The following is a 20,914-nucleotide window of genomic DNA, read 5'->3' as shown; positions in this document are numbered from 1 at the left end:
AACCTTCTTTAGCATTCTGTTGCACTGCTCTTTACACTTTCCTACAGCATTCTGATGTACAACGGCGTCATTAGTACATCCTTTTCAACGGGCTATAGCACAGAATTATTTTTTGCCATCCTGGGCGCCGTTGCCATTTGGGGGACTATTGATGGTGTCATGTATGCCCTGACCGAACTTTTCAGCGTGGCGAACGGCATCGCCTGCTGCAATACTTTGCGCGGCCGATAAAGAAGAAACGGCCGTTGACGCCATAGCCGATGAGCGAGTTTTTATTCTGGAGCCAATCACCAATGAGAAGCAGAGATACCAACTTGAGTGACGATATTCTCGCTCATTTGCGCCAGGCGGAACCCCAAGAAGTAGGGCTTGCAGCGCGCAGATGTGGTTGGCGCCATTGCCCGGTGCTGGTATCCGTCATTGTGGTTCTGCCATCCCTCATGCCCCTCGCTGCTGCCCGTAAAATACCGCCCTGGCTATCCAAATCTCCAATTTCATATCGGTTATCGTCCATCTTTGGCACCGGCTATAGTTGGGGAAAACATACCGATACCAATCCCGGAAAACGGGCCTGATCCTGGCATCCGTCTGCCTGAGCCTTGTGCTCATAGCTATTTTCATCGGGAGCTACTAATCCACTCTTCTACCTATCCACGGCGGATACAAACCTCGAGCTAATTCATCGAAAAATCCATACTCCTCCCGCCTTTATATTTTTCATCCTGACTGCTTGCGCCGCTCTCCCGCCCGAAAATCGGCCGTTCCCACCGCCACCCCGCTGGCAGGACCCACCCGGAACCACAAACAGGCGATATGGCAGCTCAGCGCCAACGCCGTTGAATACAACCTGGGTGAAACCACCATCGTGCAATCCAACTTTCCCGAAGACAGCCGCTTTCACAATATGCCGGTACGCCTGAATGGCGTCATCGCCGTCCCGGTGGGTGACGCTGGCCTATCGGTCGTGGTCATCTTCCGCGCGCATCCGGCTGCCCGGAAGAGCAAGGCGGCGTGGATCGCTGGCCCTGTGATCCGGAGGGTAGAGCAAACCCAATTATCAGGGCTTTGCTTATCTGGCGGAAGCGCTGGCGGCTGCGGGCTATGTGGCCGTGGCGCCTAACTTCAATGCCGAGAACACCTTCGGTTTTGGCGAAGGTATACCCGGCGAACGGCTGTCCCAACTGGCCGCACTGCACCTGGATGCGCTGGCTGAAGCAGCGGCCGGCGGCCAGAACGATTTGGCGTGGCGCTAAACGGCCGCGCCGATATGAGCCGACTAGCCTTCTTCGGCCATTCACGAGGCGGCGAGGGCCGCCAGTTGGCTGACCAACAGCCAGGGTCTGGCCTTGCCAGATGCCCCAGAAACATTTGGCTATGGGCCGGTTCACGGGCTGCTGCTGCTGGCCCCAGCGCCGTCTTCACCAAGCCCACTGGTTCGCTTGTGCCCCAGGTGGTGATTCTGCCAGCCTGCGATGGGGATGTGGTCGGTCAGGATGGGCAGCTTTTTGAAGGGGCGCGGTTAGACCCTAGCCAGAAGGAGTGGGCCTTGTCGGTCTGGTTGGAGCAGGCCAACCACAACGCTTTAACGAAATTCTTGACCGCGACATGATCAGATCCCCGACCGCCCGGAGTGCACCGAACTGCTGTCAGGGAGGATCAACGCCAATTCCTTACCGATATGGCCCTCACTTTCCTGACCACTCTCTTTAGCGACGATCTCCAGGCCGTGGATGAGGCGATGGCCCGCCTGAACATAAACCCGACGGCGCTGACGCCCAACTCTTTGTTCGAGCAGCCGGCGCGGGTGATGCCCTGGCGGCGGCGGCCAACCGCTTGCCGCTGCTGGTTCCGGCCGGCGAAGCGGAACTGGCAACCAATCTGGCTGGCGGCGCGGTCACCGCTGAGGGCTGACGACTTTCTTCTGCGAGGAAGGTTATTTTACACCCTCGGTACGGCCGGGCAGTGAACCTTGCAAACGGGCCAATGTGACTATTCCAGGCAACCCGGCGATGGTGGTGGTCTCTTGGGAGCAGCCGGACAGCGCTCTGCGTTGGCGCTGCCGGAGGGCGCCGGTGATTTGAGTGGCTTTACGACGATGAGCTTGAGAACGGCCGTTGATCCTCATCTCCTTGAACCAACCCGGCAAACCTAAAGCTTCGCGGTACAGCTAACCGACCGCACTGGGGCTACGGCGTCGTCCAGACCCGCCCAGACGAACCAGCGTTGGCCTTCCCGCCGGGAAGCATGCAAGAAGACGACATTTTCGTGGATGGGCTGTTCACCGGGCGCCCCCCATGACCACGGTGCGCCTGTTGTTGAGCGATTTTGCCGGGTGGATTTAACCCAAATTAGCGAGATGGCGCTGCTGTTCGGCCAGACGCCGACCGGGACGCTTTTATGGGTGATATGGAATTGGTAAAACCTTAAATGCAGTTTCCTGATATGGTGACAAAGCCCTATCCGGTTCAACTACTGTTCACCAGCATGGCGTACGGTGGTGGGCTGATGATGGGGAATATCGTCAGCTTCTTCTTGTTTGATCAGGTTCCCCCCCAACTGGTTTATTTACGACAACCCGGTGGTCCGGCTGGCGACCGGCGTTTTGCTGGCCCTTTTTATTTCCGGTTTGGGTGGACTGCTGGGTGGCGGCATTGGCGGTTGGACGCTCCCTGTTTTTGGACAGAAGGGGGATCATGGGGCTTATGCCTGGCGCAGCGGCATTACCTTTGGCGTGGGGTATGGGCTGCTTTTGTTTCCGGTCATTTTGGGTGTGTCACTGCTGGCTTATTACGACGTTGCTTATACCCCGCATTGACTCAAAAATAATCTTACTTTGCCTGTCTCGTGGGATGGGTTTAGTTTCTTCCCAACCGATTGTGGTTCGATGCAATGAGGGCATTAACGATTCCCGGATTCATGAAGGTCAGAAAACCACTCGCCATGTAGCAGGAGCAGTGGCACATCTATGCGCAAGCCTGGGTCGCCCTTCTCATCCACTGCCAGGGTGACTGCTTGCCAGATGGCAGCGAAGTCGGCCGGCTGAACTTGCCGCGCCGCCTGCAGGGCATAGGCCTGCACGGCCGGCGTCAGCGCCGTGCTGCGGGAGATGGTCTGTGTGAAATGGTCGTAAGGCCAGAGGCGGAAGAGTGGCAGCGAGGCTTTCAGCGCCCACACTTCCATTCGGCTGTACGCTTTGGCGATGGGGGTGGAGCCGATGAGGATCATCGCCGCCACCCTTTCTGGCGCGCGCCGGTAAAGGTGTTGAGCGACGTAGCCGCCCAATGATTGGCCGCAGAGAATGGCCTGGGAGACGCCCAACTCATCGAGGATGACCAGCATGTCCTGGGCGCACTGCTCCAGTGAGAAGCCACCACCGATGGGCTGTGACTGGCCGTGTCCGCGGGCGTCCCAGACCAGGAGGCGGTACTCAGAGACAAACGCTTCGACCTGGGCGTTGAACATGCGGTGGTCCATAGTGGCCCTGCATGAAGACGAGCAACGGCTGGGCCGGGCCGCCCAGCCAATAATGTAGCGGACAGCCATTACGCCAGAGGATGTGTTCGGTGAGAAGAGAGGGTGTTTGGTGAAAATCGGTCATGTTGGGTTCTTGCCGCCTGCGGGTTTAAGGGGCTTGCATCGCCTGATTCAGCTTCGGCGCATTGAAGAAAATGCCTTCGACTTGCTCGCCATCAACGGCATATACCAGGGTTAGCAGTACCTCCTCCTCCTCGAATTTGCAGGTGATACCATAGTTGACGTATCCTGGCGTCTTGGCGTTGGGCCAGGCGCAATCCGGTGACGGACTCAAACCGACCGCTGGCCCCCAGAATTGTCTCCCGCAAATCCTGAAAACTATCCTCCGGTATCGCGTTTGCCAGCACATCGCTGAAGTCGGCGGTAAAGGTGGCGTAATCGCCATCGTTAAGGGCCTGCATCTTCTCCTCCGCCAGCGTGGTGACATATGCCTCGGAGACGGCCGCCGTCGCCTGTGGTCCGCAGGCGGCCAGGGCTGTCAGGGTCAGAGAAGCCAGGAGAATAAGGACTAGAGTTGTTTTGCGCAATTGCATGGTAAACCTCACTTTTGGAAAGAACTTTACCCCATTCCGTTCAGTTGTATCTGCGAACGTGGGTTGGTGCAACTGGTAGTTGGGGAAAATGGTACGCACGCCAACGGCCGTTCTCCCCACCCTTTATTCCTACCTGAAACGCAAATACGGTCCCGGACACTAGGCCACATGAAAGTGGTCACATTTGGGGCGTTCTATCTCGCCAGTGAAAACCAGGGCGTATGCCACATTTAGCCTGGCAAGGCTACTCGACTGAAACGATAGCTTTCTGCGAAATTTGGGTTAATGCTCGGAAAGCCCATTTAATCGGCATTCTGGGGCGTTTTCTGAATTTTATCTTGAAGTTACTCCATTTTTCCCGCTTTTAGTATGATTTAACGGCCTTTCGAACCTGGCAAAGTCTAACGCCCCAAATATGACCTGTTTCATCTGACCAGGTATCGTCCCGCCTGGTCACTCGCCATCATCTGCGCCAGGCAGGACAAAACGGCCGTTTTTGTCATTTGTCCCTGGTGGAGTTAACGGCCGTTTTCAATGACGACTTTGGCGTTTACGCGGCGGACGCTGGGGGCGCGGCGGCTGTGCTTCCGGCGGGGCCAGGTGTCCGTACACCGAACCATACTGCTTGATGACCGTCTACCGCAGCGCTTCGTACTCTTTGGGGTCACAGGCAAAGGCCGGTGAATTCAAGCATAGTCCGCCTCCGATTATGGTTTCTTGCCCAAATTGTAGCATGAGACAGGGGCACAACAGCCGTTTGGCAGCCGGCAACCGGGGGAATGGTGTCCTGATGCATGTCAACCGACGGCCGTTTCCTGCACGGGTTTTGCTTCAAGACTGGAAAAGGCTTAATTCAAACTAACCACCAGAGGTAGAGACTCTAAAATCAAAGTCTGAAAATTAGATGATTTGGCCGGGTTGTAAGAATCGCCACCAGAGGTAGGGTTTGTGAGAAAGCTGGATTGAACCATTTTGAGGGGTAGGGACCCAATCCCCTAAACGGTCCAGGAAATCTTTTGCGCGAAGCAATGGGTCATCCTTCGCCACAGCAGTCTTCAAAAAATCGCCGCGCTGACAAAGGCAGCGATGAACACCAAAATCATAACGCCTAAAGTTGTCGCATAATTCCGGGGTTCGACTTGTCCGTTCCGCCCCATGTTACGAATAAGCGGGAATAAGCGCCAGTAGAACGAAGCCGTCGTCAAGGCCAGCACCCACAGGCTGAGCCGTTGCAGTTCGGCATCGGCGTAGAGAACAATAATTGCCAATAGTGACAAGAAAATCAGTTTTGTCCCGGCGATCCAGTTCACCAGATAGTTAACAAACTCATGGATTTCCGGGTACTGTTCTGACTTGTCCCAGGCGGTGAAAACGCCAACAGCATTGGCGTATCTTGAGCTGGGCGCAAAATACAAGGCTAGAACATTCGAAAATTCAAGCAAGATGAATGTGACGATGACAATCTGGACAAACATAGTTGAGAGTTTTCCTTCGTAGAGAAATTCATTATCTTCGGGCGGCAGCGTTTAGCAGTTCAAGCATCGCCACTAGAATTTGCGCGTGTTGGGCTTCGCGGCTTATAGTCGCCAGGTTAGCTTCAGTGCCGAGTTGATAAGCGCCGAACTGGTGATGGTCGCCCCCCTCTATCCTGACATAGAGCGCATCCGGCGGCAGCAGATGTTTGCGGGCGCCCACGCTTTCATCGGTTACACCCAGTTCATTACCGCCATAAAGCAAAATCACCGGTATGTCCAGGCTGGAAATGTCGCTGTTGTCCGCCGGGTAGGATGACCAGATAGCTAACCCGTCCATTTGATCGGGATGGGCGGCGACATATAAGGCGGCAGACGTACCACCAACTGAGTGTCCCCCGATAACCCATTGCTCAATTTCAGGGTGGGCGGCGATGATTTCGTCAGCGACATTGACGTCAAATATCGCCATGTTAATGGGCATGGTCGGCACGACAACCAGATACCCATTTTCGGCGATGGTTCGCAGCAAACCGGCGTAGGCGCGGGGATCAATCCGGCCGCCGGGGTAGAAAATGAAGCCGGTATCGACGGCCGTTTGCGTCGGGGTGAACGTCAACCAGGGCCCAGCGGTCACGACGATAACCTCGTCGCTCTGTAACGCGGCAACCGCTTCCGGCAAAGGCGACCGGGCGTAAGTTGCCCACAACCCGCCCCAAACAGCCAGACCGACGAACAGGATGCCAATGAAACCCAGGATGTTTTTTCTTCGGGAAATGTGAGCCATTTTTCACCTTTTCACGTCTCTTGGCTATTGCTTCTTTTGAATCTGGCCATATTGCTCCACCGGAGTGGCCTTCTCTTGACCCTCAATGTAGACGCCGACCCATGCCAGAATATCCTGCAGCATCCGGTTGAACTCCCGTCGCTGATGAAATGACGGCCGATTGGTTGTATGTCCTTCATCGGCGTCAACCTCCGTCACCATGCCTGATGCTGACAGCGATGGCTGGCGAAAAATCAATCGTGCCCACGAGTATATCGGAGGCAGAGTTGGTAGAGCGCGGCGACGGCCGCCAGACGCGCCTCGTTCCGGCCCACCAGGACCAGTTCATATCCAGGCAGGGCGGCCAACTGGCGGGCAATCGCCAGGCCGATGGCCCCATTCGCCCCTGTTATCAGGGCGACACGCCTTGTCTCTGTCTGTTTACGCATGATCTGCTCTCCTTGTTGGCCGCCGCCAGGTGGCAGTCGGCTGCCTAACCAATGGACAACGGTAAACGGCCGTTTACCACCTCACCCTTCACCCAACCCCCGGACAATCGCGGGCAAAAGCCACCAGCAGCGTTGTGTAGCCGGCCTGAGCTTTCTCGCCGCAGCGGGTGCAGGTCGTTTCGCGGACAAAAAGACCTGGTTGGCTGACGCGCCGCCAGGGCTAAGCGATGGCCGCCGGCCGCTGCCCGTTCCTCGGCTTCTTGGATATGACGTTGTAATTCGGCCCGTTCTCGTTCGTCAGCCATGAATGTCTGCCTTGTTGTAGTAGGATGACGGCCGTCTACTGCCCCCATAACGGCCGTTATCCCATCCCCGTAAAAATCTATGTCCCGCTGCCCACCGGTACCAGCGCTTTGTCGCCCTCATGGTTCACCTGCCACTCGGCTCGTATTAGGTTCTGATAACCGAGGATTATAGGATGCGATGTCGTCGCCTGCCACTGCCCGGAGAGCCGGAGAACGGCCGTCACCACCATCGCTGCTAAACGACCCGGGACGCCCCCACCCTGGTGTGGCTGTCTGTAGGATCCCGTAAAGATTGGGACTCGTCCCGTAAAGATTGGGACTGGCACCTCTGGAAACACCTGGAAAGCCGAATTTTTGTCCCGCAAAGATTGGAACAGGCCTATTTTAGTCCCGTAAAGATTGGAACTGACCTACAGAATGCCCGAATCTCTGGCTAAGCGTTTGCCCCGTCCTGTTTGTGCCTACCTCTGGTAGAACACAGGTTTTCGCGAAGATTGCTAATCTCAGTCCCAATCTTTACGGGACGAGTTCCAATCTTTACGGGACCAGTCCCAATCTTTGCGGGATCCTACACCTGCGTCTCCTCAACGCACCTCTATGCGAAGCATCCGTTCTCTTTGTTGCAGCTTGTTCGGGTCATCCCAGACAAAACAGCCTACGGCTGTAGGTGGGTGAGAACGGGCTGGCATTGGGCCGGTCCGATAATAAACCCATTGAACAAAAGGAGACCTGTATGCTAAACGAACGAATCTTCAGCCTCATCACCCGCCTCATCTACGGCCGTTGGGCGCGCCATTATGACGAACACCACAGCCCTTACGAAGACAGCATGATGGCCAGCCTTGGCCCCTTTCGCCTGACTGTCAACGACTGCTTCGTCCTCGACCACCGCGATGCCGGCGTCAGCCTGACGCTGCCCCTGCCCGGCGGTAAGCTGCACCTGAGTTACACCGTCTGCCTGGGCGAGGAGCCGATAAGGCAATCTGGCTGGCGCGCCTGGTGGCAACGGCCGTACCGCCCCACCCCGCCGGTTGCATCGGACGAAGCGTGACCATTGTAGGTTAACGGCCGTCAGGCCACCCATCTAAACATACCCCATATATATAGGAAGAGAGGCAGTCCATCGCGGGCTGCCTCTCTTGCGTTCCAGAGGAGGAACTCATGAACAAACCAGACCCACAGAAAGCGATTTATCTCCAACCCAACCAACGGCGTGTGCCGGGTGAGCGGCGTCCCAAGAAGGCGGCGCCTCAGCCGCAGTGGGAACCGCACCAGAGCGACCAGGCGCTCGATGCCTGGGGCACGGCCCTGCGCGTCTTGCGCGAGCAAGGGCATGATTTTTCGTCGCCGACCCCGTGAGGAGATGGAGAGACTGGGAGACTGGGAGAGCGGGAGACGGGGAGAGGGGGAGACGGGGAGCGTAGTGGGTGTTTATTGGTCTGGCCGGGGTGTCCGGTCGGAGAAATGGGAGAAGCCGGTTGAGTAGCAGCTCAACCGGCTTCATTGTCTACGGCCATAGGAGGGCCGAACCAAATGTATACGCATTCTAATCTAGAAACACGTCAGACACAAGTGGTAGATGTATTGGAAACAACCTCCCTGCCCGTTGTGGCGGTGGACGGCGGTGGTGGCGGGCCGATGGTGCGCGAGATAGAACTGGCTGAGTTGCGGCAGCGGGCTGGCGGGCTGGCGCGGGAGTTGGGGCAGCAGTATGGGTTCAACGGCCCTGAGTGGCGCACCCACTGGTCGGACATGACCCAGACGGCGCTGTTGGCCTTCCTGGAAAACAGCGACCAACCGCTGTCCTACGCCTACGTCTGCGCCCGTACCGCCTTGAAGAACTACGGCTGGGTCCACGTGCGCGGGCTGAACGGCGGCTGGAAATCGTTGGTCGCCCGCGACTACACCCTGGTGGACACAATCACCAGCATAGACGCCGACGACGAGACCGGCGACGACAACCTGTCCTGGCGGCTGCGGCAGGCGCACGACTGGGACATGGTCCCCCGTCCGGTGGAGTGGGCGGTGCTGAACCGGGAAGAGGGACCGCCGCCGGAGGTGGCCGACCTCTTCCGCGACCTGCTCATCACCCTGGTGGGCATGAGCAGCGAACGCTGGTATCCGGAGCAGATGTACCGTGGCGCGCTCATCTTGGCCCTGCGGCTGACCGGTCATCTCTGGGAGGAGGTGTCGGCGGCCGTTGGCGACCTGGAGTGGGATTCGCTGGTCAAGATTTACCAGGAGTACCGCCACGATTTCCTGCTGCCTTTCGCGGAGATGTCCCTGATGGGGCGGGAGGTCATCCGGCTGCGGGGCGAGATGCGGGTGCAGTGGTTTGAGACGCTGAGCGAAGGCTGGTTGAAGCTGGCGCAGCGCAAGATAGTGGTCTTCCCGCATGGCATTTACACCATCACCTACCGGCAGGACCGGCGGAAGCCGGGCAAGATGGTGGCGGCATTGCAGAAAGGGCGGCGGGTGAACGGCCGTATCTGCTCCCGGCAGGTGCATCTCGGTCCGGCCGGGCAGTTGACGAAGGAGAAGCTCTGGGAGCGGTCGCTGGAGTTGGAGCGCAAGCTGACTGGTTTCCTGGCGGAGGCGACGGGCAACCTGGGGCGTATCAACGAGTCGCGGCAGGTGATGTTTGGCGTGATTTAGGCGCAGGGTGTGAGAGAGAGAAGGTCAGGCGGTTACCCGCCTGGCCTTCTTTTTTTTCTTTTTTGTGGGGTTGGGGTGGCGACCTCCTCGCCGGAGGGGCTATGAGTGTGGAATGGGGAGTGGGTTGATGGGGGCCTACCGCCTGCGGCGGGCTCTGGCGGGCGAAGCGGTGGGGGTGGATTTGAGTTGGGCGGCGTGGGTGCGGCTGCTGCACGCCCGGCTTTGGTTATCCATGTGTCGCCAGAAGTAAACGGCCGTGCCGTTCATGCGGTGGCGGCAGCGCAGGGTGACAGGGCCGCCGCAGTGGGGGCAAATGGCCTGGGGTGGGGCGTCGGCGGTGGCCGTGAGGGGCTGGTGGGTGTCGGGGTGGTGGGCGGTTTTCATGGGTACGGGTTCTTCTGCACGACTGTATGTTACCTCAGAGACGGCCGTGTTGCCCACCTCGTTGGCGCGGAAATTGCGGATTGTTGCCCACCCACTTCAATGACCTGAGTAACGGCCGTTAACCATCTGCGTCGTGTTGATCGCTTTTGATAAAGTCGGGCCGAAATCTGCCAGTCTACGTCTATTTCTGGTATCATTTCCCCAACAGTGCAAACACCAACAAACCGGGGGTGAAAAGTGGACTTCAACCTGGAAATCTGGCGCGATCAGGCTGCCCAGAAATTGCAGCAAATCAATCACTGGTTAAGCCTGCACAGCAAGGCAAAGTTGCCTTATTTTGTCTATGGCACCGTGTCGGGTCTGTCCCTATGGCCGTTGGTGGAAACGGCCGTTACCACCGGTCAGCTTGCGCCAGTATTTGTCACCCTCTACAGTACGGCCACCGGCGTAGGCGCAAAACTCATTACCAGCCAGCTAGAAGCCTGGAAAAACCAGGCTACGCCACCCACGGAAACCGACGTGAGTACCTGGATATCGCAGCAGGCAGTGGTCAACACGGAACTGCGCCACACACTCGACGCTATTCTCGCGGCCCTCAATGCTCTGCCAACAGCCCAAAACGCTTTGCCCGAAAAATCCCACGACCGATTTCGACAACTTCTGCGTTCTGAACTGACCCAATTAGGTAACGTTGCCTATTACGAGGCGTTTCTCACCGGCAGCGGCGCCATCGCTCAGGGGGATGGCGCAATCGCCGTCGGTGAACGCGGTGTCCATGTTGGCGGTGACGTTGGCGGCGACATTATCCCCGGCCAGAAGGTCGTCGTCACTGTAGAGTCCGGCGCGACCCTGGTGATGAACAACGCCGACCAACCGGCCGATACCCCGGCCTTGAATCGGGACTCGGCCGTAGACCGCTACCTGACCCACATCATCGCCCATAACCGCTACTTGCAGCTTCAGGGTGTCCGCTCCGGCGGCCGGCTGGTTCACATCGAACTGGAGCAAATCTACATCACCTTGCGGGCCACCCAGCAGCGCACTGTCTCCGCCGAGGAGCGCTGGCTGGCGCAGGAAGCGCAACTGGCCCCCGGCGAACGGCGCCGCGCCCATTTCGCGGCCCGCGAGACAGTCACCGAAGTGGTCACCGTCAGCGTCAACGAAGCGCTGGCCGGCCACCGGCGGCTGGTGGTCTTGGGCGACCCCGGCAGCGGCAAGACTACCCTGCTGCGTTACCTGGCCTTGATTTACGGCCGTGACAAAGCCGGGCCAGACGGCAGTCAGGACAGTTCAGAAGGGGCGATTCATCGTCTGTTGGGGCTGCCTGAACGTGGCTGCCTGCCCATCCTGCTCCCCCTGCGCCAGATTGGGGCGTTTCTCAAAGACCACAGCGAAGAAAGCACCGAAGGGCCGCGGCTGCTGCTGGAGTTCCTGCGCCGCTACCTGGCGAACGAGCGCATAGACGTGCCCCTGAATTTCTTTGACCCCTACCTGGCGCAAGGGCAGGCCGTGGTTCTGCTGGATGGGCTGGACGAAGTGCCGGGCGCCGACCTGCGCCGCCGCGTGGCCCGGCTGGTGGAGCGTTTCACGCAAGCCTATCCCGCCTGTCGCTACGTCGTTACCAGCCGCATTGTGGGCTACGAGGGAGCGGCGCGGCTGGGGGAAGGCTACACTACCACGACAGTGCAGGAGTTCAGCCTGGCCGACGTGGAACAGTTTTTGCGCTACTGGCACCGCCTGGTGTGGATTGGACAGATGGGGCCGGGGCCAAGCGCCGAACACGAGGCCGAGCGGCAGACGACACAACTGCTGGCGGCCATACGCGGCAACGAGCGCATCCGGGAACTGGCGATTAACCCGCTGATGCTGACGGTGATTGCCCTGGTGCATCGTGACCGGGTGAAGCTGCCCGACCGCCGCGCCGAACTGTACGCCGAAGCGGTGGAGGTGCTGCTAGGCAAGTGGGATGAGGCGCGGGGCGTGCTGTTGGAACAGCCCATCCTGCCCGACCGGCCGTTTGACGCCACCGACCGCCGCCTGCTGCTGCAAAGCGTGGCCCTGCATATGCACGAGCAGGGGCTGAAAGAGATAGAGGCCGACGCCCTGCAAACGCTGCTGCGCCAGTTGTTCCGGCCGTTGGTGACCGACGACAGCCAGGCAGACAAGGCGACGCGCCGCTTTTTGCGGGTGATAGAGGAGCGCACCGGCCTGCTGGTAGCGAGGGGGGATGGGGTGTACAGCTTCTCCCACCTGACGTTTCAGGAATACCTGGTGGCATTGGCCGTGGCCGCATTGGATGATTACGTGGCCTACACGCTGTCCCACAGCGGCGAAGCGTGGTGGCGGGAGGTGATTTTGCTGGAGGCAGGGCACCTGAGCCTGAACAGCCGGCAACGCCCTACCACGCTCATACAGGCCATTGCCAATCAACAAGAGGAGCCAGAGCCATACCACAACCTGGTTTTAGCGGCCGATTGCTTACGGGATGTAGGCAATACACGGGTGAGTGGCGACCTGGAAAGCGAGATACGTACTCGATTGCAGGCTGATATTGGCCTGGATGTTGATGCGGAAATCAAAAAGCGGCAGTCTGTACCGGAACCCAAACCCCAAGTTAAGCCGCAGTCACGTTTGGAGAAGTTCTGGCGCGGGGCAGAAATCCATCCAGTTGAACCAACGGCACGGCCGAAATTTGATGCGCAGAGATTGAAGCAGGAGTTGGTCCAGCGCAAAATTGCGGCGGCCACGGCGCTGGGGCGATTGGGTGGGTTTACCGGCCAGGGGTTCTGGACGCCGCCCTATGGTGAACCGGAGTGGGTGGAAATTCCCGCCGGGGAGTTTACGATGGGAAGCAAACGGAAAAGTGATGCGCCTGTTCATCGTGTCAACTTACCGACTTATGCCATTGCCCGTGTGCCCATTACCAATGCCCAATATCAGTTGTTTGTGGCGGCTACCGGCCGGCCTGCGCCACAGCATTGGTCGGACGGCCGTATCCCCAAAGGCTTAGAAAGCCATCCCGTCGTCAATGTAGATTGGCATGACGCCGTTGCCTACTGCGCCTGGTTGAGCCAGGTCACGGGCAAATCCATCACCCTGCCCAGTGAAGCGGAGTGGGAGAAGGCGGCGCGGGGAGACAAAGATGCGCGAGAATATCCGTGGGGGGATACCTTTGACCGGCTGCGCTGTAATACGGGCGAATTAGGTCTAGGCTCGACGACGCCGGTAGGCATCTTCCCTGAAGGAGCCAGTCCGTATGGGGTGTTGGATATGAGCGGCAATGTGTGGGAGTGGACGCGCAGTGTGTACGAGTCGTATCCCTATAAGGCAGGTGACGGCCGTGAAAACATGGCAGCGGGAGGCAACTCCCGCGTGCTGCGCGGCGGTTCGTGGCGTCTCGGCCAGGACTACGCGCGCGCGGCCTACCGCTACTTCCTGCCTGACGGCCGCGTCGGCGACTTCGGGTTTCGGGTGGTGGTGGTGCGTTTTTCCCCATCTCATCAAGGTCACTGACCTCTGTTCTTGGCGGGCGACCGGTAGGGGGTCCCGCCCTCTTCGCGCGATAGCGCGATCCGCAAAAATTTTGCAATTGGCCCGTTTTCATGCGCTAAACATTCCTGGAGAAAACAACCGTGACGCCACTGACACCCCTGCTCGGAGACTACCTCAGCAACCTGGCCGCCGAACTCAGCGCCCACGTCCTGGCGGCCATCCCCGCCTGGCTGCAAACAACCTGGCGCGGCGATGAAACGGACACGGCCGTGCGTCGCTGCCTGGACGCCGGGATTGCCGCCTTCATGCGCCGGGCCAAAGCCGACGCCCCGGCCTACGCCGAACTGTGGGACGTTGTTTTCCCCCACTTCTTTGCCGACGAGCAGGTGGCCGGGCAGGTTGTCCTCCTGTTAGATGGTCGGCGCTTAAACGGCCGTGCGCTCCAATTCATGGCCGCCAGCGCCGGGTATCAACCGGACCGCTTCCCGGCGTTGGACTTTGACGCCGCCCTGCAAGAATTTGAAGGCGCGTTCCTCACGCGGGCGACCCACGAGACCGCCCTGCAAGGCATCATCCAGGCCAACCAGCTTTTGCAGCAAACCCAACTGTTGGCCGAGACCAAGGCCATGCTGGCCCGCATGGTGGAACTGCTGGAGCAAATCGCCCTGAAAGACATCGTCGGTATTTCGGCCGACACCATCACCGCCACCAACGTCGTCAGCGGCGTGCAGAATGTGTACCAGTTGGCTCCGCCAGCGGCCGCGCCATCTCGCTTCCCCGACCATTGGGAAAAGCACTATCTGGACACCCTGGTGACCCAATGCAGTGGCCTGGACCTGACGGTGCTGGCCGCCAGTCAAGCTACCAGCGAAGCCCTGACCATCGCCAGCGTCTTCACCACGCTCTACCTGGACGGCGTCAGCCGCACGGCCGCTGAGACGGTGGCCGACGTGGTAGTCCCCTTGCTGCCCCGCCGCCGTGAACCAGAAGAACACAAGCGGGAGATGGACTACCAGGAGAAAAAAAGGCTGCCCATCACGGCCGTGGAGGCCGTGGCCGGCGTCCCCCGGTTGGTCATCTTGGGTGAGCCAGGTGGCGGCAAAAGCACGTTGGTTAACCACATCACCACCCAACTGGCCCGGCAGCGGCTTGGCGAGAAGGAGGCCGGGTTGTCCGGCTGGACGGCGGCTAAAACACCGCTGCCGGTGCGCATCGTCTTGCGCCGCTTTGCCGACTGGTTGGCGAGCGAGGGGCGTTCCGGCACGGCCGGCGATGTATGGGACTATCTGGCTTTCCTGCTAAACAGTTGGGGCTGCGCCGACAGCTACGAAGGCGTGCGCCATGCGCTCATCAACGACGCGGGCATTGTCTTTTTCGACGGCCTGGACGAGATTCGCCAGGCCACAGCCCGCCGGGACATTCTCAAAGGGGCCGTCGCCGATTTTGCCGCCACGGAGAAGAAGTGCCAGGTTGTTGTCACCAGCCGCCCCTACGCCTACCTTGACAAAGCGGCCGAGGGCAAAGCGCAGCCGAAAGTGACCTGGCGGCTGCCCGACGACCAGTTTGCGGTGGTGACGCTGGCCTCTTTTGGGCCGGAGCAGATAAAGGCATTTTGCCGGGCGTGGTACACGCGGGTGATGCGACCCCGGCGCGGTTGGGATGAGGCGGAGAGCCAACAGCGGGCAGATTGGCTGGCCCGCACCATTGCCGCCCGTCCCCATCTGAATCGGTTGGCCGCCTCCCCGCTGCTGCTGACGCTGATTGCCCAGGTAGACAGCAGCGGGCCGGAGACCATGCTGCCCAACAACCGCGCCGACCTGTACCGGCAGATGGTCAGTCTGCTGCTGGCTCGGTGGGAGAACCGCATCCAACTGGACGGCCGGCAAGGCGACGACGTGCCGGAGGATGCTATCTTGTGGCTGGCCGGCATCCCCACGCAGGAAGTACGGGATGTGCTGGCGCAGTTGGCCTTTACGGGGCATGAACAGCAGGGACGGCAGGGCAAGGCGGCTGGCGCGGATGGCCCCACGGTGGAAATCCGCCACGATGCCTTGAAGCTGGCATTGGTAAACCAGTTTGACAGCGGCAGCAAGGCGGAAGAAATCATCACCTACATCCAGCACCGGGCGGGGCTGCTGGTGGACAAGGGGGAAGGGGTCTTTACCTTTCCCCACCGCACGTATCAGGAGTATCTGGCGGCGCAGTATTTGTTGAGCCAGTCGGATGGGCTGGAGCAGTTGTGCGCCAGACTGAAAAAGCAGCCGGACTGGTGGCGAGAGGTGTTTCTGTTGAGCGCGGGCAGCAGCATGGCGCTGCCCAAGAACGTGCAGGATTTGGTGAACACGCTGCTGCCCTTTGAGCCGGGAACGAGAGAGATGCCGCTGACCGCCGAAGTGACGACCTGGGTTCAGATAGCGGCCCAGGCGTTGGAAGAGACTAATTTTAAGTACCATGTGGAGCGGGAGAAAACGCCGGGAGGGTTCACGGCCGTTTACCGCCGCGTGCAAGCCTGGCTCAAAGCCGCGCTGGTAGCCGAAACCGTCCTGCGGCCCAAGGCGCGGGCGGAAGCAGGGCGATGGTTGGCCCGCCTGGGCGACGACCGGCCAGGCGTTGGCGTCGTTGAGCAAAACAGCATCAAACTACCGGACTTTATCTGGAGTGCGGAGATACCGGCCGGAACGTACACGATTGGGGATAACAAGGGGAGTGGCGGTGAGAAACCGCGTCAGGTAAAGATTCAGCGGCCGTACCGCCTGGCACGCTACCCCGTTACCAATGCTCAGTTTCAGTGTTTCGTAGATGCTCCTGACAGGGATGACCAGGCGTGGTGGAAGGGCATACCGGATAACGAACGGAAATTCCGCGAACCGGAATTTCCCTATGCCAACCATCCCCGTGAGAGAGTAAGTTGGTATCAGGCAATGGCGTTTTGCCGTTGGCTAACTCAAAAGCTGCATGACGGTCTGCTGCCGGTCGAGACGCTGACCGGCGACCTGAAACAGTACACCATTACCCTGCCCCATGAATATGAGTGGGAGGTGGCGGCCCGTTGGCCGAATGAGGACGTGCAGGAACGAATTTATCCCTGGGGGCCGGAATTTAATGCGGCTAAAGCAAACACTCGTGAAGGGCATAGTGTGGGGCAGACAACGGCCGTTGGCCTGTACCCCTCTGGCAAAAATGTAGCTCTGGACCTATATGACCTGAGCGGCAATGTGTTTGAGTGGTGTCGGAACAAATATGACAGCCCGGCTGAGGATGCGGTAGACGATAGTGGGGCCTCCCGCGTGGTGCGCGGCGGTTCGTGGCGTCACTCCCAGGACTACGCGCGCGCGGCCGCCCGCTTCTTCGACTCGCCAGACCTCCGCTTCGACGGCTTCGGTTTTCGGGTGGTGGTGGTGCGTTTTTCCCCATCTCATCACCCTGATCACTGACCCCTATTCTTGGCGGGCGACCGGTAGGGAGTCCCGCCCTCTTCTCGCGCTATCGCGCGATCCGCAAAAATTTTGCGTTTTCGCTGTTCTCAAAGAACAGCATCATGGAAAAATGGAGGGAAACCAGTTGATACCATCAACCTTTGGTGACTTTCTCGCCAACTTAGCGGCCGAACTCGGCGCACTCATTGTTGAAGCCTGGGGTAAGCGTGTCGGAGAGCAGATTCACGGTACGCCTCGTGAACAGGCGCTGCACCGCTGCCTCGACGCCGGCCTGGTTGCCTTTTTGCGCCGCGCTCAAACCGCTGCACCGGTGTACGTGGAACTGCTGCAAACCACAGACACCTTCTTCCACCGGCCGGATGTTGTCAGGGAACTCTCCCGGCTGCTGCGCGGACAGCGGCTCGACGTAGACGAACTGCACTATCTATTCACCAGCGCCGGTTATCCCGCTCAAGACCGGTTCGACTTCGCTGCGGCCATGGCCGACTTTGAAATCATCTTCTTGCTGCAAGCGACAGAAGAAGAAAGTCTGCGGGAGACGATTCAGGCGGCGCAGCTTTTGCAGCAAACACGCCTGCTCACAGAACAGGCCGGGCTGCTGCGAGAAATCCTGGGCGTGCTGCGCCAGATAGCCCTGCGCGACATCGTCGGCATCGCCGCCGACACCATCACCGCCACCAACGTCGTCAGCGGCACGCAGATAATCTACGAGTTGAAGCCGGAAAAACCATCGCCCGACTACCCCGACCATTGGAAAAGCCACTATCTCAAGGCCCTCATCACCCGCTGCGGCGGCCTGGACCTCACCACCCTGTCGGCCAGCGAAGCCACGGCCGATTCCCTCGCCATTGACGCCGTCTTTACCACCCTCTACCTGGAAGGCGTCAGCCGTAGCGAAGATGAGACTGTGGCCGACGTGCTGCGCCCGACATCCTCCCGGCAGAAAGGCCGCGACGCCGATAAACGAGAGATGGCGCAGTCGGAAAAAGAGCGGCTGCCCATCACCGCCACCGAAGCCGTGGCCGGCGTGCGGCGGCTGGTCATTCTAGGGCAGCCGGGCGGCGGCAAAAGCACCCTGGTCAACCACATCACGACCCAACTGGCGCGGCAGCGGCGCGGCGACGAAGGCGTCACCCTGCGCCACTGGCCTACCGCCCCTGCCCCGCTACCGGTGCGTATTGTCTTGCGTCGTTTCGCCGATTGGCTGACCAGAGAAAAGCGGCGTGGGGAAACCGGCGACGTGTGGGACTATCTGGCCTACCTGTTGGGGCGTTGGGGGTGCAGTGACAGCTATAACGGCCTGCGCCAGACGCTCATCAAAGAGGGGGGCGTTTTCTTTTTCGATGGCCTGGACGAGATTCGAGACGTGGCGATGCGGCGGGCCGTCATCAAGGGGGCGGTAGCCCGCTTCGCCGCCGATGAAGATAAGTGCCAGGTGATTGTCACCAGCCGTCCCTACGCCTATGAGGACGCGAAGTGGCGGCTGCCCGATGACCAGTTCGCAGTCGTGCGCCTGGCTCCCTTCGACGACCCGCAGATTGAGGCGTTTATCACCGCCTGGTACACGCAGGTGATGGGGCCGCGGCGCGATTGGAGCCAGGAGCAGTTCCATCTGCGGGCTTCCCGGCTGACGCGCACGATTTTGGGCCGGCCGCACTTGCGCCGGCTGGCGGCGTCGCCGCTGCTGCTGACGCTCATGGCCCAGGTAGACAGCAGCGGCGTGGAGGCGATGTTGCCCAACAACCGGGCCGAGTTGTACAAGCAGACTGTAGATTTACTGCTGGCTCGTTGGGAAAACCGCCTCCAGCTCGACGACAATCCTGGGGCCGAGGTGCCCGACGAGAAGATACTGTGGCTGGATGGCCTGCCCACGCTGAAATTGCGCGATGTGCTGGCGAGACTGGCTTACGAAGGCCACCGCGACCAGCGCCAGACCGGGAGCGAATCGGCGGCTGATGGTCCGGCGGTGGAAATCACCTACCAGCAGTTGAAAGACGCCTTGCTGCCGCAGTTTGACAGCCTGAAACGGGTGGAAGAAATCATCATCTACATCCAGCATCGCACCGGTTTGCTGGTGGACAAGGGCGAGGGGGTGTTTACCTTCCCGCATCGCACGTACCAGGAATATCTGGCCGGGCAGCATTTGCAGAACATCGCCGGCTGGCAGCCGAAGCTGATTAAACACGTGCGTGACGCGCCGGATTGGTGGCGGGAAGTGTTCTTACTGAGCGCCGCCAGTATGCAAGTGGCCGACAACATCCAGTTTTTGGTGCAGGCGCTGCTGCCGCCGGAGGAGACGATAACGCGGCGCAATGCCCCGTGGCTGATGATTGCGGCTCAGGCGCTGGTGGAAACCAACTTCCACTACTACGTGGAACTGGAAAAGCAACAGGCGGAGCAATCCGGGAATGGGCCGCTGGACAGTGATAGCTTTGCCGCCTTTTATCGCCGTGTCCAGACCCGCTTGAAGATTGCGCTGGTGGCCGAGGATGTGCTGCCGCCGAAGCTGCGCGGTGAAGCCGGGCAGTGGCTGGCGCAGTTGGGCGATGACCGGCCGGGGGTGGGTACCGTTGAGCAAAACGGCGTCAAACTGCCGGACATTATCTGGAGTAAAGAGATACCGGCCGCAACGTACACGATTGGCGATGACAAAAGCCCTCACAGCGACGAAAAACCGCGTCAAGCGCCCATTCAACGGCCATATCGGCTGGCCCGCTACCCCGTTACCAATGCTCAGTTCCAGTGCTTTGTGGACGCTGTTGACCGGGACAACCCCAAATGGTGGGAAAGTATACCGGACAACGAACGGAAATTTAGCGAACCCCAATTTCCCTATGCCAACCATCCCCGCGAGATGGTAAGCTGGTATCAAGCAATGGCGTTTTGCCGCTGGCTGACCCAAAAGCTGCATGACGGTCTGCTGCCGGCCGAACCGCTGACCGGCGACCTGAAACAGTACACCATTACCTTGCCCCACGAATTTGAGTGGGAGGTGGCGGCGCGTTGGCCGCATGAGGCCGTGCAGGAACGGATTTACCCCTGGGGGCCGGAGTTTAATGCGACGAAAGCGAATACATATGAAGGGGATAGGGTGGGGCAGACAACGGCCGTTGGTCTGTACCCCTCCGGCAAAAATGTGGCCCTGGACCTGTATGACCTGAGCGGTAATGTGTTTGAGTGGTGTCGGAACGAATACAACAAGCCTGACAGCAACTTGGAACCAGAGGTGGTTAGCATAAACACAGCCTCCCGCGTGGTGCGCGGCGGTTCGTGGGGTAACGGCCAGGTCGGCGCGCGCGCGGCCTCCCGCGACTTCTTCGGCCCAGTCAACCGCCTCGACAACTTCGGTTTTCGGGTGGTGGTGGTGCGTTTTTCCCCATCTCATCAAGGTCACTGATCACTGTTCTTGGCGGGCGACCGGTAGGGAGTCCCGCCTCTTCTCGCGCTATCGCGCGATCCGAAAAATTTTTCTGTAGCGTGGTTTGCCAAATTGCGTTACAAATAGCTGCAAGTATGGGCAACCATACCTGGGGCCGCCTGGCAACTCCCGCGTGGTGCGCGGCGGTTCGTGGGGTAACAACCAGGACAACGCGCGCGCGGCCTACCGCAACAACAACGACCCAGACAACCGCAACGACAACAACGGTTTTCGGGTGGTGGTGGTGCGTTTTTCCACACCTTATCTCTTATCCCAGAAGGGCATGGCGTTTCCCAACGTTCCCCTTCCCTGGACTTTTGCACGCTCCGGCCTGGCCGACCGGTGATGGCGCAGGGTCGAGCGGCAGTTCCACCATAAGCTGCTGCTTCCAGTTTATGCTCACCGACTACGGTTTGTGAGACGCGGATCGGGAAGATGATGAGATGGCGCAGGCAGGTCCCGTCTGTCC

The 20,914-nt window shown here is 59.6% G+C and carries 19 protein-coding genes; 12 read left to right on the top strand and 7 right to left on the bottom strand.

Translation table 11 applies throughout. The features are described from left to right. Positions 1 to 730 precede the first annotated feature (730 nt). From IPM39_27735 to IPM39_27715, 5 genes are all read left to right on the top strand, one after another. Positions 731 to 1,120 (top strand): hypothetical protein, encoded by a 390-nt coding sequence (locus IPM39_27735; GenBank protein ID MBK8989809.1) that lies wholly within the window; start codon positions 731 to 733, stop codon positions 1,118 to 1,120. After that, complete coding sequence (locus IPM39_27730) at positions 1,110 to 1,253, top strand: hypothetical protein (protein MBK8989808.1); 144 nt, start codon at positions 1,110 to 1,112, stop codon at positions 1,251 to 1,253. Before IPM39_27735 ends, IPM39_27730 begins: the two co-directional genes overlap by 11 nt. Then, complete coding sequence (locus tag IPM39_27725; GenBank protein MBK8989807.1) at positions 1,244 to 1,609, top strand: hypothetical protein; 366 nt, start codon at positions 1,244 to 1,246, stop codon at positions 1,607 to 1,609. The genes IPM39_27730 and IPM39_27725 overlap by 10 nt, the downstream gene beginning before the upstream one ends. A 21-nt stretch (positions 1,610 to 1,630) precedes the next feature. Next, the gene (locus tag IPM39_27720; protein MBK8989806.1) at positions 1,631 to 1,966 is read left to right on the top strand and encodes a hypothetical protein; all 336 of its coding nucleotides are present in this window, start codon (positions 1,631 to 1,633) and stop codon (positions 1,964 to 1,966) included. 570 nt (positions 1,967 to 2,536) lie between these two features. Further along, positions 2,537 to 2,815, top strand: coding sequence for a hypothetical protein (locus IPM39_27715; protein ID MBK8989805.1), 279 nt, complete (start codon positions 2,537 to 2,539; stop codon positions 2,813 to 2,815). Between the two features lie 83 nt (positions 2,816 to 2,898). Here IPM39_27715 and IPM39_27710 read toward each other — a convergent pair whose 3' ends face one another. From IPM39_27710 to IPM39_27685, 6 genes are all read right to left on the bottom strand, one after another. Further along, positions 2,899 to 3,474 carry an alpha/beta fold hydrolase gene (locus IPM39_27710; GenBank protein ID MBK8989804.1) on the bottom strand — a complete coding sequence of 192 codons (576 nt, stop codon included), beginning with the start codon at positions 3,472 to 3,474 and terminating at the stop codon, positions 2,899 to 2,901. A 215-nt stretch (positions 3,475 to 3,689) separates the two neighbouring features. Continuing rightward, positions 3,690 to 4,067 (bottom strand): DUF3887 domain-containing protein, encoded by a 378-nt coding sequence (locus IPM39_27705; protein MBK8989803.1) that lies wholly within the window; start codon positions 4,065 to 4,067, stop codon positions 3,690 to 3,692. 1,055 nt (positions 4,068 to 5,122) lie between these two features. Continuing rightward, entirely contained in the window at positions 5,123 to 5,542 is a 420-nt protein-coding gene (locus IPM39_27700) for a hypothetical protein (GenBank protein ID MBK8989802.1), read from the bottom strand. Positions 5,543 to 5,573: 31 nt separating this feature from the next. After that, on the bottom strand, positions 5,574 to 6,326 hold the full coding sequence (locus IPM39_27695; protein MBK8989801.1) for an alpha/beta hydrolase: 753 nt from the start codon (positions 6,324 to 6,326) through the stop codon (positions 5,574 to 5,576). 233 nt (positions 6,327 to 6,559) lie between these two features. After that, positions 6,560 to 6,754 (bottom strand): SDR family NAD(P)-dependent oxidoreductase, encoded by a 195-nt coding sequence (locus IPM39_27690; protein MBK8989800.1) that lies wholly within the window; start codon positions 6,752 to 6,754, stop codon positions 6,560 to 6,562. 44 nt (positions 6,755 to 6,798) lie between these two features. Further along, positions 6,799 to 7,059 (bottom strand): hypothetical protein, encoded by a 261-nt coding sequence (locus IPM39_27685; protein MBK8989799.1) that lies wholly within the window; start codon positions 7,057 to 7,059, stop codon positions 6,799 to 6,801. A 733-nt stretch (positions 7,060 to 7,792) separates the two neighbouring features. Here IPM39_27685 and IPM39_27680 point away from each other — a divergent pair. From IPM39_27680 to IPM39_27670, 3 genes are all read left to right on the top strand, one after another. After that, positions 7,793 to 8,110, top strand: a complete 318-nt coding sequence (locus IPM39_27680) for a hypothetical protein (GenBank protein MBK8989798.1) — start codon at positions 7,793 to 7,795, stop codon at positions 8,108 to 8,110. A gap of 110 nt (positions 8,111 to 8,220) precedes the next feature. Further along, positions 8,221 to 8,418, top strand: coding sequence for a hypothetical protein (locus tag IPM39_27675; protein MBK8989797.1), 198 nt, complete (start codon positions 8,221 to 8,223; stop codon positions 8,416 to 8,418). A gap of 174 nt (positions 8,419 to 8,592) precedes the next feature. After that, positions 8,593 to 9,714, top strand: a complete 1,122-nt coding sequence (locus tag IPM39_27670) for a hypothetical protein (protein ID MBK8989796.1) — start codon at positions 8,593 to 8,595, stop codon at positions 9,712 to 9,714. A gap of 135 nt (positions 9,715 to 9,849) precedes the next feature. Here the strand turns inward: IPM39_27670 and IPM39_27665 are convergent, their stop codons facing one another. Continuing rightward, a complete protein-coding gene (locus tag IPM39_27665; protein ID MBK8989795.1) occupies positions 9,850 to 10,098 on the bottom strand; it encodes a hypothetical protein in 249 nt (82 codons plus the stop codon). A gap of 237 nt (positions 10,099 to 10,335) precedes the next feature. Here IPM39_27665 and IPM39_27660 point away from each other — a divergent pair, with 237 nt between their 5' ends. The 4 genes from IPM39_27660 to IPM39_27645 all read left to right on the top strand — a co-directional run bounded on the left by IPM39_27660 (position 10,336) and on the right by IPM39_27645 (position 20,791). After that, positions 10,336 to 13,611, top strand: coding sequence for an SUMF1/EgtB/PvdO family nonheme iron enzyme (locus tag IPM39_27660; GenBank protein MBK8989794.1), 3,276 nt, complete (start codon positions 10,336 to 10,338; stop codon positions 13,609 to 13,611). Between the two features lie 119 nt (positions 13,612 to 13,730). Further along, positions 13,731 to 17,024 carry an SUMF1/EgtB/PvdO family nonheme iron enzyme gene (locus IPM39_27655; protein MBK8989793.1) on the top strand — a complete coding sequence of 1,098 codons (3,294 nt, stop codon included), beginning with the start codon at positions 13,731 to 13,733 and terminating at the stop codon, positions 17,022 to 17,024. A 127-nt stretch (positions 17,025 to 17,151) separates the two neighbouring features. Then, positions 17,152 to 20,424, top strand: a complete 3,273-nt coding sequence (locus IPM39_27650; protein MBK8989792.1) for an SUMF1/EgtB/PvdO family nonheme iron enzyme — start codon at positions 17,152 to 17,154, stop codon at positions 20,422 to 20,424. An 85-nt stretch (positions 20,425 to 20,509) separates the two neighbouring features. Then, the gene (locus IPM39_27645) at positions 20,510 to 20,791 is read left to right on the top strand and encodes an SUMF1/EgtB/PvdO family nonheme iron enzyme (protein ID MBK8989791.1); all 282 of its coding nucleotides are present in this window, start codon (positions 20,510 to 20,512) and stop codon (positions 20,789 to 20,791) included. Positions 20,792 to 20,914 lie beyond the last annotated feature (123 nt).

The sequence above is a fragment of the Candidatus Leptovillus gracilis genome (genome assembly GCA_016716065.1).
GTDB classification, from domain to species: Bacteria; Chloroflexota; Anaerolineae; order Promineifilales; family Promineifilaceae; genus Leptovillus; species Leptovillus gracilis.
This window is presented reverse-complemented; position numbering and strand designations above follow the sequence as displayed.

Bases quoted from the DNA above. Each gene is read 5' to 3' on its own strand.
- IPM39_27690 (MBK8989800.1), bottom strand. From the start codon at position 6,754: ATGCGTAAACAGACAGAGACAAGGCGTGTCGCCCTGATAACAGGGGCG.
- IPM39_27665 (MBK8989795.1), bottom strand. From the start codon at position 10,098: ATGAAAACCGCCCACCACCCCGACACCCACCAGCCCCTCACGGCCACC.
- IPM39_27685 (MBK8989799.1), bottom strand. From the start codon at position 7,059: ATGGCTGACGAACGAGAACGGGCCGAATTACAACGTCATATCCAAGAA.
- IPM39_27695 (MBK8989801.1), bottom strand. From the start codon at position 6,326: ATGGCTCACATTTCCCGAAGAAAAAACATCCTGGGTTTCATTGGCATC.
- IPM39_27705 (MBK8989803.1), bottom strand. From the start codon at position 4,067: ATGCAATTGCGCAAAACAACTCTAGTCCTTATTCTCCTGGCTTCTCTG.
- IPM39_27680 (MBK8989798.1), top strand. From the start codon at position 7,793: ATGCTAAACGAACGAATCTTCAGCCTCATCACCCGCCTCATCTACGGC.
- IPM39_27675 (MBK8989797.1), top strand. From the start codon at position 8,221: ATGAACAAACCAGACCCACAGAAAGCGATTTATCTCCAACCCAACCAA.
- IPM39_27710 (MBK8989804.1), bottom strand. From the start codon at position 3,474: ATGGACCACCGCATGTTCAACGCCCAGGTCGAAGCGTTTGTCTCTGAG.
- IPM39_27700 (MBK8989802.1), bottom strand. From the start codon at position 5,542: ATGTTTGTCCAGATTGTCATCGTCACATTCATCTTGCTTGAATTTTCG.
- IPM39_27670 (MBK8989796.1), top strand. From the start codon at position 8,593: ATGTATACGCATTCTAATCTAGAAACACGTCAGACACAAGTGGTAGAT.